Here is a 15,836-nt window from a genome sequence, read left to right on the forward strand (position 1 = left end):
GTCAGCGGTGGTGTTTAGCGAACGAGAAGCGTGGTGGTGTAGTGCGGGTTAGGCCTCCTGGCGATCACGTCGGCGGCGAACCCACCGTAGACCGGCGCGAACTTGAACCCGCGCCCGGACAGCACGGTCAGTAACAGCATGCCGGTGCCCTTGCCGAGATCGATCAGCGAAGTCGAGCACCTCGTTGTTCGTCAGCATCTGTGCGCCATGGGCTTTGGTAGCCTCGATCGCACCGAGGTCACCCGCCTCGGGAAGGAGTTGCCGGCGCGGTCACCGAGGACGGCCATGCGGTGCCGTCGTCGACCCGGTGGTGCGGAGTTCATCTTCAGCCCCACCGAGGGGACAAAGTCGGCACTCATGCGGCTAATCTGCGCGGCTCCTGGCCGGCAAGGACGCCGTTACGGTCGGCATCGTCCGACCTCGGCGTGATGTCCCGAACATGTTGGCGGGCGTCGTCACTGCGCTCTCGTCTTCGGCGTGATCACCTACAATTGGGCGGTCCGCGTCGGCTGGCGCACAGATGAGTAGCACCCGATTTATACCGCGAGACTATCGGCGTAGCCACTTGCTCCGTTTACTGGGCGCTGGCGGTGCTGAGTGCGAAGAGCTGGCTTAATCGCACTTGCCAGGTGACCGTGCTCTTGTACTAGCGAACGTGAGCGTATACGTCGGGTTCTTGATCGCGACCGATTGTGCCGCAATAGATTTGCGATTGTCGCCGTGACCATCGTAGATCGTAGGGCTCATTCTAGACCTTTCCACACGCGAATAGAAGCGTGCCAAGGGGGCAGGGCGCCCGCATTTGCAGGAGTTTGCGTGCGAGTAGAGGTTGTAGGTCATGGGTCTGTTTGAAATCCGCCTCACATAGATGCGGACAACAAGCCCGTTGAAAACGGTACGCAATATGCAGCGTGCTGGTCAGGCTGCTGGCGAAATGGGCCATGCCTCACCTGTGGGCGGAAGGGAACAGCAGTGGCTGCTGCTAGCTAACCCGTGGGGTGCGCATCAGTACGCGCTCCCGCTCAACGGGGCAGCGCGGTCGCAGGGAACCGGCCGTGGATGTGTGGGATCGAGTGCGTTGAGAACGAAGGATGCCGCACGTCGCGAGCCCGCGATACCGGCATGCTCGGTGAGATCTGCCGGGCAACCGTCCTGTACGACGATGTTGTGCACGTTGGACCCGCCCGGCGGGAGGCCGAGTGTGTACGGGACGACGGCTTCGTCGTAGCGGGTCGCGATGTTGGTGTAGCTGATTTCGGGGTAGTAGTACCCGCCCGTTGCGATGGTGCGCATGACCTCGGATTCGGGGTCCAATTCGGCGCATCCCTGGCATATCGGGGTCTGCGCTGCGGAGATTCCGAGGCGACGCACCGTCGGCAGGAGTTGGTCTGCGCCGGCGACTTTCGATCCGCGCCAGGCGGGTGCGATGGACACCTGCTTGTCGATCTTGCCGCGCCCGCCGAGGACCTTCGCATAGTAGGCGGGCACCACGGTGCCCTGCGAGTGTCCGACGACGTCGACCTTCGACGCCCCTGTCGAGGCGAGCACCTTGTCGACGAATCGCCCGAACTGCGCTGCGCTGTCTTCGATCAGGCCCATGCCGCCTACTGCGGGACCCGGCCATGGCAGGTCGTCGAGTGCGCCGTAGGTGAGCGCGAAGACGCAGTAGCCCTCGTTCTTCAACAGCGGAACATATGTGCCCCAATTGGTTTGCTGCGATCCGCCGGTCCCGTGCGCCAGCACGACCGGGTAGGGGTGCTCGGGTGTGGGGCGACAGGAGAAGTCGTTGGAGCCGGGCAACGACCCACCGTGGTGTGCGAGTTCAGCGGGTATCCCCGAGAAGAAATTGAATGTGACGGGCAGTGGACGTGCCGATGCGGAGCCCGCCGTCATCGTTCCTGCGGCCAACGCGAGTGCCGTGACAACCGTGGCCAGCAGTGAGAATCCCCGACTTCGCATGAACACCGAACCTAGCAAGTGCTTGGTGATTGCGGGTGGAATGCGTAGAAAACTGTGCGGCCGACGCGGAAGGGGCGTCGACCGGGTGTGTCAATCCAAACCGCGCTGCGCGGTCCTATCGCCGCGTCGAGCTGAGGCGCGCTGGATGAGGAACACGCCCGTGCCCAGCACCCCGACCGCCAGGCCCACAAGGCAGACCGCCAGAGTGCGGCCGCCGCCCCAGCCGGCCGCCCACACGACAATCGTCGCCACGAGCCACGCGACCATGCCGACGACGATCACCGGCTCGGGAGCGCGGAGTGCGCGCGGCAATTGGGGGATCTCGGGTTCATCGGCCACGCAGGACAGGGTAACTTCCCCCATGTGCCAAGCGATCCCTCGAGTGAGCCGCCACAGACATCGGATGCCGACGCCCAGTCGACACCTGCCGACGCCCAGTCGACGCAGACGAGCGCCCATTCGACCCCCACGAGCGTCAGGTCGACGGGGCGGTTGGGTGCTGTCGACCGCTTCTTCAAGATCAGTGAACGTGGCTCGACGCTGAGCCGCGAGGTCCGCGGCGGTCTCGTCACCTTCTTCACCATGGCCTACATCGTGGTGCTGAACCCCATCATCATCGGCGGCATCCCGGGCGAGTCCAAGAACGCCGACGTCCTCGGCAACGTGCTGCCCATTGCGCAGGTCGCCGCGGTCACCGCGCTGGTCGCGGGTGTCATGACGATCATCTTCGGCCTCGTCGCCAACTATCCGTTCGCGATCGCCACGGGTTTGGGGATCAACAGCCTGCTGGCGGTGACCATCGTCCCGGAGGTCACCTGGCCGGAGGCCATGGGGCTCGTGGTCGTCGACGGCATCATCATCGTCATCCTGGCGATCACCGGATTCCGGACCGCGGTGTTCAACGCCGTCCCCGCAGAACTGAAAGCGGCGATCGCGGCGGGCATCGGCTGCTTCGTGGCATTCATCGGCTTCGTCGACGCCGGGTTCGTGCGCCGCATCCCCGACGCCGCGAACACCACCACGCCCGTACAACTGGGCTTCGGGAACTCGATCACCACGGTGCCCACACTGATCTTCGTGATCGGCGTCCTGTTGATGGGCGTCCTGATGGTGATGAAGGTGCCGGGCGGTCTGCTCCTGGGCATCATCATCACCACGATCATCTCGATCATTCTCGAGTCGACGCTGCATCTGGGATCCGGCGCGCAGAAGCAGGGCGGCTGGTCGCTGTCGGTGCCCAAGATCCCCGACTCCGCCGGAGGGCTGCCCGACCTGAGTCTGGTCGGCAATGTCGACCTGTTCGGCGCCTTCACCCGTATCGGCGTGCTCGCCGCGTGTGTCCTGGTGTTCGCGCTCGTCCTGTCGAACTTCTTCGACGCCATGGGCACGATGACGGGACTCGGCCGTGAGGCCGGTCTGGCCGACGACAAGGGCAACCTGCCCGGCGTCGGCAAGGCGCTCGTCGTCGAGGGAACCGGCGCGATCGCCGGTGGTGTGGCGTCGTCGTCGTCGAACACGGTCTTCGTCGAATCGGCGTCTGGCATCGCCGAAGGTGCACGGACGGGACTGGCCAACATCGTGACCGGCGGGCTGTTCATCGTCGCGATGTTCCTGACGCCGCTCTACGAGGTGATCCCGTCCGAGGCCGTCGCGCCCGCACTGGTCATCGTCGGTGCGCTGATGATGGGTCAGGTCACGCGGATCGACTTCACCAAGTTCGAGTACGCACTTCCGGTGTTCCTCACGATCGTCACCATGCCGTTCACCTACTCGATCGCCAACGGCATCGGCGTCGGATTCATCAGTTGGGTGGTCATGGCCGCGGCGTCGGGCAAGGCGCGCAAGGTGCACCCGCTGATGTGGGCTATCGCCATCGTCTTCGCCCTCTACTTCGCGCGGGAACCGATTTCGAACCTCATCGGTTGACGGTGCGCTCGCCGACGTTCCTCCCGTCTGAACTGACCGGATGGTAAGGAAATGCCTTACCGCCGAGTAACACTCGGTGGGGCTGTGAATGTCGTCTGTTCGGGCACGAAAACGTCCGTCAACTGCAGCAAACCGGCTCGGGCGAACTACTGTTGTCGTCGTGAGTACACCGAATGACGACGGGTTGTCGGGAGCTCTGGCGCTGGCGATCGTGCGCCTGGCCCGTCGACTACGCCTGCGTCGTCAGAATCAGCTTGTTTCACTGACCCAGTTGTCAGCGCTGTCGACCCTGCACATCGAGGGCGCCATGACGCCGGGCGCCCTCGCTGCGGCCGAACGTGTGAAGCCGCCGTCGATGACCCGCGTGCTGGCCTCGCTCTCGGATCTCGGCATGATCGAGCGGGCGCCGCATCCGACGGACGGGCGGCAGGCGATCGTCACGCTCGCACCGTCCGGTGAAGAGGTGATCGTCGTGGAGCATGCAGCCCGGCGGGCCTGGCTGTCCGACCAGATCGACGCGCTGACCGAGGAGGAGCGTGCCACGTTGCGCCAGGCCATCCCCGTGCTGGCCAAGCTGATCAGCGAAACCGACGAGTCGAAGTAATCGACCGCTCCGGGGCCGACGTCTGGGTCAGAAGAATGTCCCGGAGAAGGGGGCTCGCTCGACGGCGAAAGATGCCGTCAGCGCGCGCAACGTCTCCTCCGAGTCGGTCCACAGGCGATCGGCCCGAGCGAAGAGCGCCGGCGTCACACCCCCGAGATACAGGCTTGAGAGCACCGAAATGTCCATTCGCACAGTGGGTTTCGACGTCGAGGGCGCAATGATGGCACCGCCGTTGCGGATCGAGACATCGTAGACACCCCCGCGCCGGCGGTAGCCGTCGGTGACCTCGAGAACGATGTCGAGGTCGGCCGAGTACTGGCGGGTGGCCAGCGCGGCGGGGACGTCGAGAATCGACACCCACATCTTGTCGGCGCGCCCGGTGACCGGTGCAGCGCGCAGATCGGTGAGTTTGGCACGCAGCGGATCGTCGACAGGAATCGACGCGGTCAACGAGGGGATCAGGTCGAGTCCGAGCAGCACCCGCCACAGTTCGGTGTGTGCGGTGTCGGTGATCGCGAACAACTCCTCCACTTCGCCGCGTACCTGGCCCGCTGAACTCTTGTGGATGCGGTAGCTCGCGTAGCCGTCGGGGTGCAACAGGTAGTGCAGTCCGCTGGCGGCCGGAGGGCGCTCGGACGGGCGGTCGGCGAGGATCGGAGCCCACCACTGGCGTGTCCGTGTGAGGGCACCGGGACGGGTGCGCGTCCACCGCGCGTGAATGTCGGGGATCGTTGCCGCGACCTGCTCTGGGGTGGCGAAGTAGACCTCGGGGTGGTCGGGTGCCTCGGCGCGCAGCGTCGGCCGCCCGGGTGTGACCTCGACGCTCTCGGCGAAGCACGCGGGTCCGAAACCGAACCGTTCGTAGATGGTGCCCTCCGACGCGGTGAGGATCGCGAACGCGAAACCCTCACTCTCCCACTGGGTGAACAGTTCGGTGATCATCCGACGCAGGATGCCGCGGCGCCGATGCGTCGAGGCGACCGACACCCACGACAGACCCGCAGCGGGTACCTGCTCGCCTCCCGGGACGGTCATCTGCATCCGATAGAACATCGACACCCCGACGAGGGGATGCGAGTCATGCCACGAATCGCGCACCAGTACGACATCCGAATCGGAGACCTTGCCACGGAGATCTGCGCGCTCGTCGTCGGAAATCGGGTTCCGCATGGCAAACGCGCGAGCATCGGTGGTGATGATCTCGTCCCAGTCGGCGTCGGTGGCCCGTGTCAGTTCGAGCGAGTTGCTGCGAGTGTCCGGTGATGTCACCCCATAACCGTGTCACATCGCTACGCAGACGGAACAACTCGGACGGACGTTTTGTCGCTACGGCAGACTGAACGGCGTGTCCGATACCGTGTCAGCCGAGCCCCTGTCCGTCGACGTCATCGACATCGACGATCCCGACGACCCACGCGTCGACGACTTCCGCGACCTGAACTCTGTCGACCGCCGCCCCGACCTTCCCGTCCTGCCGGGCGGGCGCCCGGGTAAGGGACTCGTGATCGCAGAGGGTGTGCTCGTGGCGCAACGCATGATCGCTTCCCGGTTTGCTCCGCACGCCTTCCTCGGCGTCGACAAACGCCTTGCCGAACTCTCCGACGACCTGCGTGCCCCGCAGTTGGCCGGCGTGCCGTTCTATCGCGCCTCGGCGGAGGTGATGGCCGAGGTGGTGGGGTTCCACCTGAACAGGGGAGTGCTTGGCGTCGCGCGCAGGCCCGCGGCACGTGAGGTCGACGACGTGCTCGCGACCGCCACGACCATAGCCGTACTCGAGGGTGTCAACGACCACGAGAACATCGGCAGCATCTTCCGCAACGCGGCAGGACTCGGCGTCGACGCCGTGCTTTTCGGGGCCGGGTGCGCCGACCCGCTCTATCGACGTTGCGTCCGGGTGTCGATGGGTCATGCACTCCTCGTCCCGCACGCGCGGTTCGACGATTGGCGCGGTGCGCTCGATCTCCTCGCCGAGCACGGCTTCACCACGGTCGCACTCACTCCGCGCGAATCCGCGGTGCCACTCGCCGATGCGGTCTCGGCCGAGAAGGTTGCGGTCCTGGTCGGCGCGGAGGGCCCGGGACTCAGCGAGGCCGCCATCCGGGGTTCGCATGTGGCGGCGCGTATCCCGATGAGCCGGGGTACCGATTCACTCAACGTCGCCACAGCTGCCGCGATCGCCTTCTACGAGCGTGTCCGATCGGGCACGATGGACCGGTGAGAGTCGTCGAAACTGCCCGTCCGCATGTATCGGGTCCCACGGTCGGTTACGGCACCGGTGAGCCCACGCCGTGGGTGACCGGGCTGTTCGTCGCAACCACGTGCGCGCTCTACTGCTCCCTGCTGCTGGTCGGCCTCTCCACGCTGGTTGCCGACATCCTGCCGTGGTCGGCCGCGCGCTGGATCGGGGTCGTGGTCACGATGCTCGTCGCCTGTGGTCTCGGCTGGACGCTCTGGGCGGTGCGTGACCGGCCCGTCTGGCGGTGGATCGTGTGGGGTTCACTGATCGGGTTCCTCGCCGGGGTCGGGTCGTCGGTCGCGTTGGCCGCGTTGAACCGCTAGCGCCTGAACTCTCGCGCGGTGAACACTCAGCGCGTGACCTCGGACCGGAGGGTCATCTACCGGTGCCGAAGCCGAAATAGCGTGCGACGCGGTGTGCCCACCCGTTCGGCTCCTCGACGTACTCGCCGTCGGGGGTTACCTGTGGCTCGACGTCCCCCGGCTCCTCGGCCCGCTCGGCCGACACCGGCGGAACCGGTGCCGTCACCGCTTCCCTGACATCGACCGCGGCCGCGTCGGTCTCCGCATCCCCGGCGGGCATTCGCGACTCGGTGATCAGGGAATCAGCCTGCTCGCGAATCGTCGGCTCGGCGGATGGTTCGGGGATCGGCTCGGCGATCGGGATGCCGACGGCGGGAGTGTCCGGGGCAACGGGAGCAGGCGGGGTAACGGGAGCAGGTGCCCGATCGGCAGCGAGCGCCTGCTCGCGCGCACTCGCCGCCGCTGCGGTGGCGGCAGCCGTGGCAGCAGCAGCGGCAGCGCTGGCCTCGCGATAGCGTGCGGCGTCGGCCTCGGTCGGCTCGTAGTCGGCGGGCCTGATGGCGAAGCCGGTGATCGGGATGGTCAGCGGTTCCAGATCGCTCGGTGCCAGCGGTCGGGTGAACCGGAATCCCAACCAGTCCCGGTTGCTCTGCTCGGCGAGCTGTTGCGGATGGAACGGCAAGGCCAGCGGGTCAGGGGCAACGCCTGCCGCATACCGCAACGGGTGCTCGCCCGCCCAGAACGGCTTCTCGAACGGGTACGGCAGCCCCTCGTCCTCGATGATGCTGACGGGATCCGCCGCGAAGGACCGGCGCAGCGCTCCGCCCTCCCAGCGCGCGAAAACGCCTGTCGCCGAGTCGGGTTCGGTGTACAGCAGCACCGCTGCGGCGCGCTCGGGTATCGACGCCGCGGTGCGGATCGTCTCGACGGTCCGGGTCAGCGTCGACGGCTTCGACGTCGCGAACAGCGAGCACGACACCACCGTCAGCGGGCCGTAGGAGCCCGCGAAGACCTGTGAGTCGTCGGAGTCCATCGCCGTGGCGAGGTTGGTGTCGACGGACGGGACGAGGACGCTGTCGCCGTAGATCGCCGAGGCGATCTTCTTGGCGGCGTCGACGTCGTTGGTGACACCGGATCGGAGGACGTCCATCGGGGTGTCGGTGTCGATGAACCACAGTGTGACTGCGCGTGCGGACATGGAGGCCGGTGCTCAGCTGTTCCCGTTGCTGCGCACGCCGAGCAGCACGTCTTCCCAGGCGGGCACCGTGGGCTTCTTCGACTTGCGCCGACGATGCTCGGTCGTCTTGTCGACTGTCGAGGAGTCGTCCGCGCGCGCGGGGGCCTCCTGGTCGCCGCGGTCACCCGATGCCGGCGGGGCCTCGTCGACGACGGTCGCCTCGGTCGCCCTGTCGTCGTCGAGCCCGAAGTCGAGCGTGTAGGTGTCGTGCTCCACCTTCACCTCGACGTGACGCGAGCGCTGAGCGCCGATCAACGCGTCGGCATCGAAGGTGACTTCTTCGTGATCGTCGTCGGCACGCGTCATCGCAGGTGTGCTGACCGGGATGAGCCGACGCCGCGGTTCGATCGTCTCCGGATGGATGAGCTCCTCGGCGAGATCGTCGAGCGGGTCGGCGGTTCCGCCGTGTGAGCCGGGGGAGAAGCGCCAGTGCGCATGGTGTTCGGTGTGGCCGACCTGCCAGTTCACCTGCACCACCCACTGCCCGTCGTCGCCCTTCCAGGCGTCCCAGGTGGCGTCGTTGGGGTTCTGCCCGTAGGCGGCGAGTCCTTCGGTGACGGTATCGCCGAGGGTCTCGGTCGACGGTCCGTCGTGGCGTATCGGATGTGCGAGCGCCCCGAGCTCGGTCGCCCGCTGCCGTTCCAGCAGGACGGGGTGGGCAAAGCGTTCGATCTTGTCGGTCGGCACTCCGGCGACCGCCGCGACCTCCTCGATGCTCGCTCCCGCACGGATGCGGGACTGGATTTCGCGGGGGCGCAGCGACGATTCCATTTCGATCTCGATCTGTCCGAGGCGGGAGAGGTCACCGCGTGCGGCAGCGCGGAGCCGCTCGTCGGCGTCGAGCTTGAATCGCTCACCGGATTCGGTGTCCTGGCAGATGACATGCGCGCCGTCGACATCTACGCCGACGACCCGAAGTTCACGCATCATCTGCTCCTCCTCTGGTGGCCATGAGTGCGGGCATCGTCGTCAGGTTAGACCACCGAGACACCTGGGACAGCCGGGACACGCGGCAAATCCGCAGGTCGTACCCAAACGTACGGCCCTGCAAGCGCCAGACGCGGCCCGAACCTGCAGACGCGGCCGGTGTACCAACCGCGTCTGCCGACTCAAGCCGCGTCTGTCGCGGAGAACGTCAGAGCTTGCCGACGACGTAGTCGATCGCGGCGGTCAGTGTGCTGACATCGTCGGGCTCGATCGCCGGGAACATGCCGATGCGCAACTGGTTGCGGCCCAGCTTGCGGTACGGCTCGGTGTCGACGATCCCGTTGGCGCGCAGGACCTTCGCGACCGCTGCGGCGTCGACGTCGTCGGAGAAGTCGATGGTTCCGACGACCTGGCTGCGCAGCGCGGGATCGGTGACGAACGGTGTAGCGAACTCGCTGGCCTCGGCCCACGAGTAGAGGCGCGAGCTCGAGTCGGCGGTGCGTGCGACGCACCAGTCGAGGCCGCCGTTGCCGAGCATCCACTGGATCTGGTTGTCGAAGAGCAGCAGGGTCGCGAGTGCCGGGGTGTTGTAGGTCTGGTTCTTCGCGCTGTTGTCGACGGCCGTGGGCAGCGACAGGAACTCCGGGCACCAGCGATCGGTGTGTGCGATCTGGTCGACGCGCTCGAGCGCAGCGGGACTCATCACCGCGATCCACAGACCGCCGTCGGACGCGAAGCACTTCTGCGGCGCGAAGTAGTAGACGTCGGTGTCGGTGATGGTGACCGGCAGGCCGCCCGCGCCCGACGTGGCGTCGATGGCGATCAGGGCGTCGTCCGAGCCGGCGGGACGGACGACGGGGACAGCGACACCGGTCGACGTCTCGTTGTGAGCCCAACCGATGAGGTCGACGCCGCCGAAGTCGTCGACGGTCAGCGCCGCCGGATCAGGCGCGGTGCCCGGATCGGTGGAGATCACTGCGGGGGAATCCAGGAACGGGGCCTTCTTGGCGACGGTCGCGAACTTCGAGCTGAACTCGCCGTAGGTCAGGTGCAGCGAACGCTGCTTGATCAGTCCGAACGCTGCCGCATCCCAGAAGGCCGTGGTGCCGCCGTTGGAGAGCACCACCTCGTAGCCCTCGGGAAGGGAGAACAGGTCGGCGAGACCCGCGCGGATCGAGCCCACGACGTTCTTCACCGGTGCCTGGCGGTGGGAGGTACCCATCACCGACGCTCCGATGTCGACCAGCGACTGCAGTTGTTCGGGGCGCACCTTCGACGGCCCGCAGCCGAACCGGCCGTCGGAGGGCAGGAGATCTGCGGGGATGGTGATGGATTCGATGGCGACGTCGCTCATGGGCGCAATTCTAGGGTTGTGGCCTCGGCCACTACGCCGCGCCCCTGGTATGCCCCCTGGTAGTGCCGCCGCCCGGCGCGTCGACCCGGCGTCGTGGAAGCCTCGGCTCTCTACAACCCGGGCTTGACCACATCTCCCCACCCCTCGACGTCCTCAGGTCGACGCGGGGCTGCTCCGGTGTAGAGCGCTGCGGGTCGCACCAGCTTGCCGAGGCGTTTCTGCTCGAGGATGTGCGCACACCACCCGGCGGTGCGGCCGCAGGTGAACATCGCGGGCATCATGTGCGGCGGGACCTCGGCGAAGTCGAGGATGACCGCAGCCCAAAATTCGACGTTGGTCTCGATCGCGCGGTCGGGACGCCGCTCACGCAGTTCGGTGAGCGCGGCCTGCTCGAGTGCCGCAGCGACCTCGTAGCGGGGAACATCGAGTTCGGCTGCGGTGCGCCGCAATACGCGAGCGCGCGGATCTTCTGCGCGGTAGACGCGATGCCCGAAGCCCATGAGCTTCTCTCTGCGGTCGAGGATGCCCTTGACCAGACCCCTTGCGTCACCGGTCTTTTCGACCTCTTCGATCATCGGCAGCACCCGTGCCGGCGCTCCGCCGTGCAGCGGTCCGCTCATCGCGCCGATCGCGCCCGAGAGTGCGGCTGCGACGTCGGCTCCGGTCGATGCGATCACCCGTGCGGTGAAGGTCGACGCGTTGAGTCCGTGCTCGGCAGCGCTCACCCAGTAGGCGTCGATAGCAGCGATGTGTCTGGGGTCGGGCTCGCCCTTCCAACGGGTCATGAAACGTGCTGTGACGGTGGGGCACTCGTCGATGATCCGTTGCGGGACAGCTGGCTGGTGAATACCGCGTGCCGACTGCGCGACGTACGAAAGCGCCATCACCGATGCTCGCGCGAGGTTGGCGCGAGCCGTGACGTCGTCGATGTCGAGGAGCGGCTGGTAGCCCCAGATCGGAGCGAGCATGGCGAGTGCGGCCTGCACATCGACGCGAACGTCGCCGGTGTGAATCGGCAGCGGGAAGGGCTCGGCCGGCGGTAGCCCATCACCGAACCGGCCGTCGACGAGGAGAGCCCACACGTCGGCGAAGGTGACGCCGTTCTCGACGAGATCCTCGATGTCGACGCCGCGATACCGCAGATTGCCGCCGTTCTTGTCGGGTTCGGCGATGTCGGTCGTGAAGGCTGTGACGCCTTCGAGGCCGGGTACGAAGTCGTCGGGGATTCTGTTGGCCATCTTGAGCCTCTCTCTCCACACCACATCGTTCGACGCCGAGCGCAGGCGTCACCACCTGCACTCTAGGACACCCACGTGCGCTGGGTACCCGCGTGTCCGGTGGCACGCGGCGGAAGATGCGATCGCCTCCGGAGTAGCGTCTGCAGGGTGGACAATGATCCCATCGACCTGCCCGGAATGCGCGTCGGTTACGGCGGCGGCATTCCACCTAACGTCGGCGACGGCGACCGCGCGGCAGGCGCCGACGGTGTGCGCGACAACCTTGATCCGAGCTGGCTCGACGGTGACCCGCCCTGGCTGGAGTTGTTCATGGTGTGGCTGCGGGAGGCCGTCGCGGCGCGCATCCCTGAACCCAACGCGATGGTCGTGGGCACGGTGGATGTCAACGGACTCCCGGCCACACGGACAGTGCTGTGCAAGGGAGTCGACGCCGAGGGCGTCGTGTTCTTCACCGGATACGAGTCAGATAAGGGCCATGATCTCGCCGCCAACCCCTTCGCCGCCGTGACATTTCCGTGGATCGCGCTGGAGCGGCAGGTGCATTTCCGGGGGCCCGTGACCAAGGTGAGTGACGTCGAGACGCAGGCTTACTGGGACAACAGACCGCGAGGATCGCAACTGTCCGCTTATGCGTCGGCGCAGTCACGTGAGATCGACAGCCGCGCCGACCTGGAAGCGAAGGCTGCGGAAGTGGCCGAACAGTTCGGGGGTCTCGACGATGGCGATCCGGTCCCGGTGCCCGAGAATTGGGGTGGATACCGCATCGAGCCGGTCTTCGTGGAGTTCTGGCAGGGCCGCGCGAATCGTCTGCACAATCGCGTGCGCGTGACGATGATCGACGGCTGTTGGCGGGTGGTTCGGCTGCAGCCGTAGCGGTTGGGCCGGGGGGCTGGTCTGGGTTGCGATTTGTTGTATATATCGATGCGGATCGCAACCTGAAGTCTGGGCTGCGGTGCGATTGTTGAGGCTGTGGCGGGTGCGTTATCGCGAGAACTGCTGCCTGCACACTCCTTCGCCCGCACCGGGTTCCGGTGCGGGCGAAGGAGTGTGGGTTAATCAGCGCGGCTGATTTGCGTGGCGCGTTGTCTTCTTGAGGTAGACGGTGCCGGTCGGGATGCCGCCATACGCGAATTGGCGTCCGACGTAACCGTTACGAGTCTTACGAAACTCTGTGCGGGTGAACCACTGTGACGCCGGATTGGTGTCGCCATACGAAATTATGCCGCCATTCTTGGTGGAGGCTATTCCGTAGGTGTACGTGTTTTCCGGCCCCACGCCGTAGTAGTCGGCAAACAGCTTGTTACCCACCACTTTTACATTGGATTCGGGGGAGGGAACTGCGCCGTAGACAATTGTCTGCATGACGTAGTGACCCGGCTCGATCTTGGCTTCGGCGTGACCGGCGCCGAGTCCGAGGCCCACGAGCGAGGCTCCACCGACGAGGACGCCTGCGATGATCTTCTTCACAGAAAGCGGAGCCTAGCCGATGGTATGACGAGAGTGAAGCCGCGTCGGCAAATCCAACCGTGTCCGCATGAGTAAGTTCTTCGCGTGCGTTAAGCTTCCCGTCAGCATGACGGGGATGTCAGAATTCGGCGATCCCACGCACTCTGATGGGCGTGGCTGAGGGGATCACGGCACTCCGACAAATCAGGCGCGCGTGGTGGAGAGGAGGCCGATTGAGCGAGAGTGATGTCGAGCAGTGGTTCGCCGACCTCCCGCCCTGGCCTTCTCCGGGCACCACGCCCATGCATGATCTGGCCCGAGAGTCCTCCCGTGCGCTGGTGGGATCACACGCCGCTGGTCGAGCCGAGTGGCCTGCCGAAGTTGCGCCGGACGCGCAGACGACCCGGCTTACTGCGGCAACTCCGCAGCCGTCGGCAGCATCCCCGTCGGCCTCTGATGATCTCGACTCGTTTCTCGACTCCCAGGCCGAGGTGTGGCGCGAGAAGACCCGTCAGAAGCGGAAGGACTCAGATGGTTCGGCCGCTTGGCACACCAGGCGGGGAACACTCGTTGCGGCGGCGGCAGCAATTGCCGCGGTTGCCGTCGTTGCCACGGTCCTCGCTGTCACACTTTCCGGGTCGGACCAGTCCGAGTCGGCCGGCGCGCAGCCGTCCTCGGTGGCGCCCACACAGACCGGTTCGGCCTCGGCGAAATGTCCCTCTTCGGTGAGTGGCTCGGTCACGACGGGTGCGGATGCGGGCGGCCAGACGTCGGGCCCGGGTGTGATCAAGGCGTTCAACTACGCGTATTACGTCGAGAGGTCTGCGGCGAAGGCGAAAGCGGTCACGACACCGAATGCGGTCGCCACCGAGGACGTGATGCAGAAGTTCATCAACCAGCGCGGGGTGGGAACCACTCACTGCCTCTCGATCGCCGACCGTGGAAACAACACCTACGGTGTGACACTCACGGAATCGCCACCCAACGGCGGGGCACCGATCGTGTACCAACAGACCATCAGTACTGTGCAGGCCGGTGGAAAGTACTGGATCTCCTCGATCAAATCCGAGAACTGATCGTCAACACCACCAGGGGCTTCCGGTCTTGGGGTCGGTAAGCAGAACGAAAGGGACAACGCGACGATGACACGGTCGGCAAAGAACCGCGCTCGTGAGACGGCAGTGGACGCTCGGCGACCGTCGATGAAGGCGGCCGTGACCTCTGCGGTTCTTGTCGCCTCGATCGCAACGGCGATGGGTGCGGGCTCGGCGGCGGCTGTCGAACAAGGCGGCACCAACCCGAACGACTCTGCGCCACAGCAGGGTGGCACCGCGCCGACGGACACTGCGCCACAGCAGGGCGGCACCGCGCCCGCACCCGCCCCGGAGCCTTCAGCACCGGCCTACGTTCCCGGGCCGGGATCGATTCCCGCGCCTCCCCAGGAAGCCCCGTACCAGCCGTACACCGCTGCGCCGCAGTACGAGGAGTCCGGCTACTCGGACCCCGGCTATTCGACTTACTACAGCCCCGTTCCGGACGCTCCGCTGCAGGCTCCGAAGCCTGTTGCACCGGTGCGTCCGATTGCGCCGCCGCCCAACAAGATTCGTGTCGGCAACTTCGTCACCGACATTCCGAAGGGGATGTCGAACAAAGACGTCAACTCCATCAATGCGTGGTCGGCCTACGGCGAAGCGAAGATCGCACAGAACCTGATCGCGCTCGGCGTGCCCAAGGACAAGGCTTCCCGCCAGGCGGCTGCGACGATCATCGGTGTTGCACTCGGTGGCGCCACGGGTGCCGCGGTTGGCGCGGTGCCGGGTGCTATCGCCGGGGTATTGCCCGGGGCGATCGTGGGCGCGGGTGCTGGTGCAGGGATTGGTTTTGTCGTCGGTGGTGGTCTGATATCTCCAGCTACCGCAGCGACCTCCACGGCTGGCGGCGCGCTTATCGGACTCGGTGTCGGCGCAGTCGGCGGAGCCGCGGCCGGCGCGCTTGGCGGAGCCGCACTCGGCGCAACGATCGGTGGCACGATCGGTGGCATCGCCGCGTACACCCTCGGAGCGGGCGACCCCGGTGCTCATCCGCAGGAACCGTGGAAGCTCGACGAGAACGGAAATCCCAGGCAGCCCAAGCACGCCAAGCCGGCTCCCATCGATCCCAGCATCAATCAGTTCGAGCTCTCCGTGCCCGCAGACGCAGCGTCGAGGAAGGGGCTTCCCTCCGTCGACTACGTCGTCAATTACCGCGGCGACGTCAACGTCAATGTCGGTGGCCAGACTGCGAAGTGGTCGGCGGAGCAGGCGCAAGCCCCGTATAAGGCGCTCGGACCGCTCGGGGCGCAGTTGGAGCAGCACTTCCGCGAGATGACCAAGCAGATGACCGGCGATCTCGACGCGCAGGTTCCCGGCGCTGAGGTCGCCTGGCCGCAGGAGGCTGCGGGCCGTCATGCGCTGCCCGACGATGCCACGGAAGCCAGTGCGCCACAGTCGACTCCGGCCGATGCCGCAGTCGGTGTCCCGGCGGACGCACGCCAGGCAGACGCACCGTCATCGGCCGTCGACCCCGCCGTCACCAAGGTGGGACGACACGCAGCCGACCGCTGAATGT

At 66.3% G+C, this 15,836-nt stretch carries 16 protein-coding genes; 7 read left to right on the top strand and 9 right to left on the bottom strand.

What is annotated here, in order from left to right:
* Positions 1-14: 14 nt before the first annotated feature.
* The 3 genes from GOACH_RS24495 to GOACH_RS10525 all read right to left on the bottom strand — a co-directional run bounded on the left by GOACH_RS24495 (position 15) and on the right by GOACH_RS10525 (position 2,298).
* Positions 15-140 (bottom strand): hypothetical protein, encoded by a 126-nt coding sequence (locus GOACH_RS24495; RefSeq protein ID WP_281168896.1) that lies wholly within the window; start codon positions 138-140, stop codon positions 15-17.
* Positions 141-1,005: 865 nt separating this feature from the next.
* Positions 1,006-1,959: an esterase/lipase family protein gene (locus GOACH_RS10520; protein WP_040518342.1), complete on the bottom strand. Its 954-nt coding sequence runs from the start codon at positions 1,957-1,959 to the stop codon at positions 1,006-1,008.
* Positions 1,960-2,049: 90 nt separating this feature from the next.
* Positions 2,050-2,298, bottom strand: coding sequence for a DUF2530 domain-containing protein (locus GOACH_RS10525; RefSeq protein ID WP_040518396.1), 249 nt, complete (start codon positions 2,296-2,298; stop codon positions 2,050-2,052).
* A 24-nt stretch (positions 2,299-2,322) separates the two neighbouring features.
* Here GOACH_RS10525 and GOACH_RS10530 point away from each other — a divergent pair, with 24 nt between their 5' ends.
* Positions 2,323-3,885: an NCS2 family permease gene (locus GOACH_RS10530; RefSeq protein WP_040518344.1), complete on the top strand. Its 1,563-nt coding sequence runs from the start codon at positions 2,323-2,325 to the stop codon at positions 3,883-3,885.
* A 160-nt stretch (positions 3,886-4,045) separates the two neighbouring features.
* Positions 4,046-4,489, top strand: coding sequence for a MarR family winged helix-turn-helix transcriptional regulator (locus GOACH_RS10535; RefSeq protein WP_040518346.1), 444 nt, complete (start codon positions 4,046-4,048; stop codon positions 4,487-4,489).
* Between the two features lie 27 nt (positions 4,490-4,516).
* Here GOACH_RS10535 and GOACH_RS10540 read toward each other — a convergent pair whose 3' ends face one another.
* Entirely contained in the window at positions 4,517-5,758 is a 1,242-nt protein-coding gene (locus GOACH_RS10540) for a GNAT family N-acetyltransferase (RefSeq protein ID WP_005174336.1), read from the bottom strand.
* A 76-nt stretch (positions 5,759-5,834) separates the two neighbouring features.
* Here GOACH_RS10540 and GOACH_RS10545 point away from each other — a divergent pair, with 76 nt between their 5' ends.
* The gene (locus GOACH_RS10545; RefSeq protein WP_005174337.1) at positions 5,835-6,707 is read left to right on the top strand and encodes a TrmH family RNA methyltransferase; all 873 of its coding nucleotides are present in this window, start codon (positions 5,835-5,837) and stop codon (positions 6,705-6,707) included.
* Positions 6,704-7,048, top strand: a complete 345-nt coding sequence (locus GOACH_RS10550) for a DUF2537 domain-containing protein (RefSeq protein ID WP_157227661.1) — start codon at positions 6,704-6,706, stop codon at positions 7,046-7,048. Before GOACH_RS10545 ends, GOACH_RS10550 begins: the two co-directional genes overlap by 4 nt.
* A gap of 52 nt (positions 7,049-7,100) precedes the next feature.
* On the opposite strand, the gene GOACH_RS10555 is transcribed toward GOACH_RS10550, so the two are convergent.
* The 4 genes from GOACH_RS10555 to GOACH_RS10570 form a co-directional block, all read right to left on the bottom strand.
* Complete coding sequence (locus tag GOACH_RS10555; protein WP_005174344.1) at positions 7,101-8,225, bottom strand: DUF6928 family protein; 1,125 nt, start codon at positions 8,223-8,225, stop codon at positions 7,101-7,103.
* Between the two features lie 12 nt (positions 8,226-8,237).
* Entirely contained in the window at positions 8,238-9,191 is a 954-nt protein-coding gene (sepH, locus tag GOACH_RS10560) for a septation protein SepH (protein WP_040518398.1), read from the bottom strand.
* 208 nt (positions 9,192-9,399) lie between these two features.
* Positions 9,400-10,545 (bottom strand): phosphoserine transaminase, encoded by a 1,146-nt coding sequence (gene serC, locus GOACH_RS10565; protein ID WP_005174353.1) that lies wholly within the window; start codon positions 10,543-10,545, stop codon positions 9,400-9,402.
* Positions 10,546-10,655: 110 nt separating this feature from the next.
* Positions 10,656-11,783: a citrate synthase 2 gene (locus tag GOACH_RS10570; RefSeq protein ID WP_005174355.1), complete on the bottom strand. Its 1,128-nt coding sequence runs from the start codon at positions 11,781-11,783 to the stop codon at positions 10,656-10,658.
* A gap of 177 nt (positions 11,784-11,960) precedes the next feature.
* On the opposite strand from GOACH_RS10570, the gene pdxH reads away from it, so the two are divergent.
* Positions 11,961-12,656 carry a pyridoxamine 5'-phosphate oxidase gene (pdxH, locus tag GOACH_RS10575; protein WP_052003979.1) on the top strand — a complete coding sequence of 232 codons (696 nt, stop codon included), beginning with the start codon at positions 11,961-11,963 and terminating at the stop codon, positions 12,654-12,656.
* Between the two features lie 183 nt (positions 12,657-12,839).
* Here pdxH and GOACH_RS10580 read toward each other — a convergent pair whose 3' ends face one another.
* Positions 12,840-13,250 (bottom strand): hypothetical protein, encoded by a 411-nt coding sequence (locus GOACH_RS10580; protein WP_005174357.1) that lies wholly within the window; start codon positions 13,248-13,250, stop codon positions 12,840-12,842.
* A 212-nt stretch (positions 13,251-13,462) separates the two neighbouring features.
* Here GOACH_RS10580 and GOACH_RS10585 point away from each other — a divergent pair, with 212 nt between their 5' ends.
* Both GOACH_RS10585 and GOACH_RS10590 read left to right on the top strand, forming a co-directional pair.
* Complete coding sequence (locus GOACH_RS10585; protein WP_005174364.1) at positions 13,463-14,305, top strand: DUF8176 domain-containing protein; 843 nt, start codon at positions 13,463-13,465, stop codon at positions 14,303-14,305.
* A 66-nt stretch (positions 14,306-14,371) separates the two neighbouring features.
* Entirely contained in the window at positions 14,372-15,832 is a 1,461-nt protein-coding gene (locus tag GOACH_RS10590) for a hypothetical protein (RefSeq protein WP_005174365.1), read from the top strand.
* Positions 15,833-15,836: the final 4 nt, after the last annotated feature.

It is taken from the genome of Gordonia aichiensis NBRC 108223, from assembly GCF_000332975.1.
Lineage (GTDB): Bacteria > Actinomycetota > Actinomycetes > Mycobacteriales > Mycobacteriaceae > Gordonia > Gordonia aichiensis.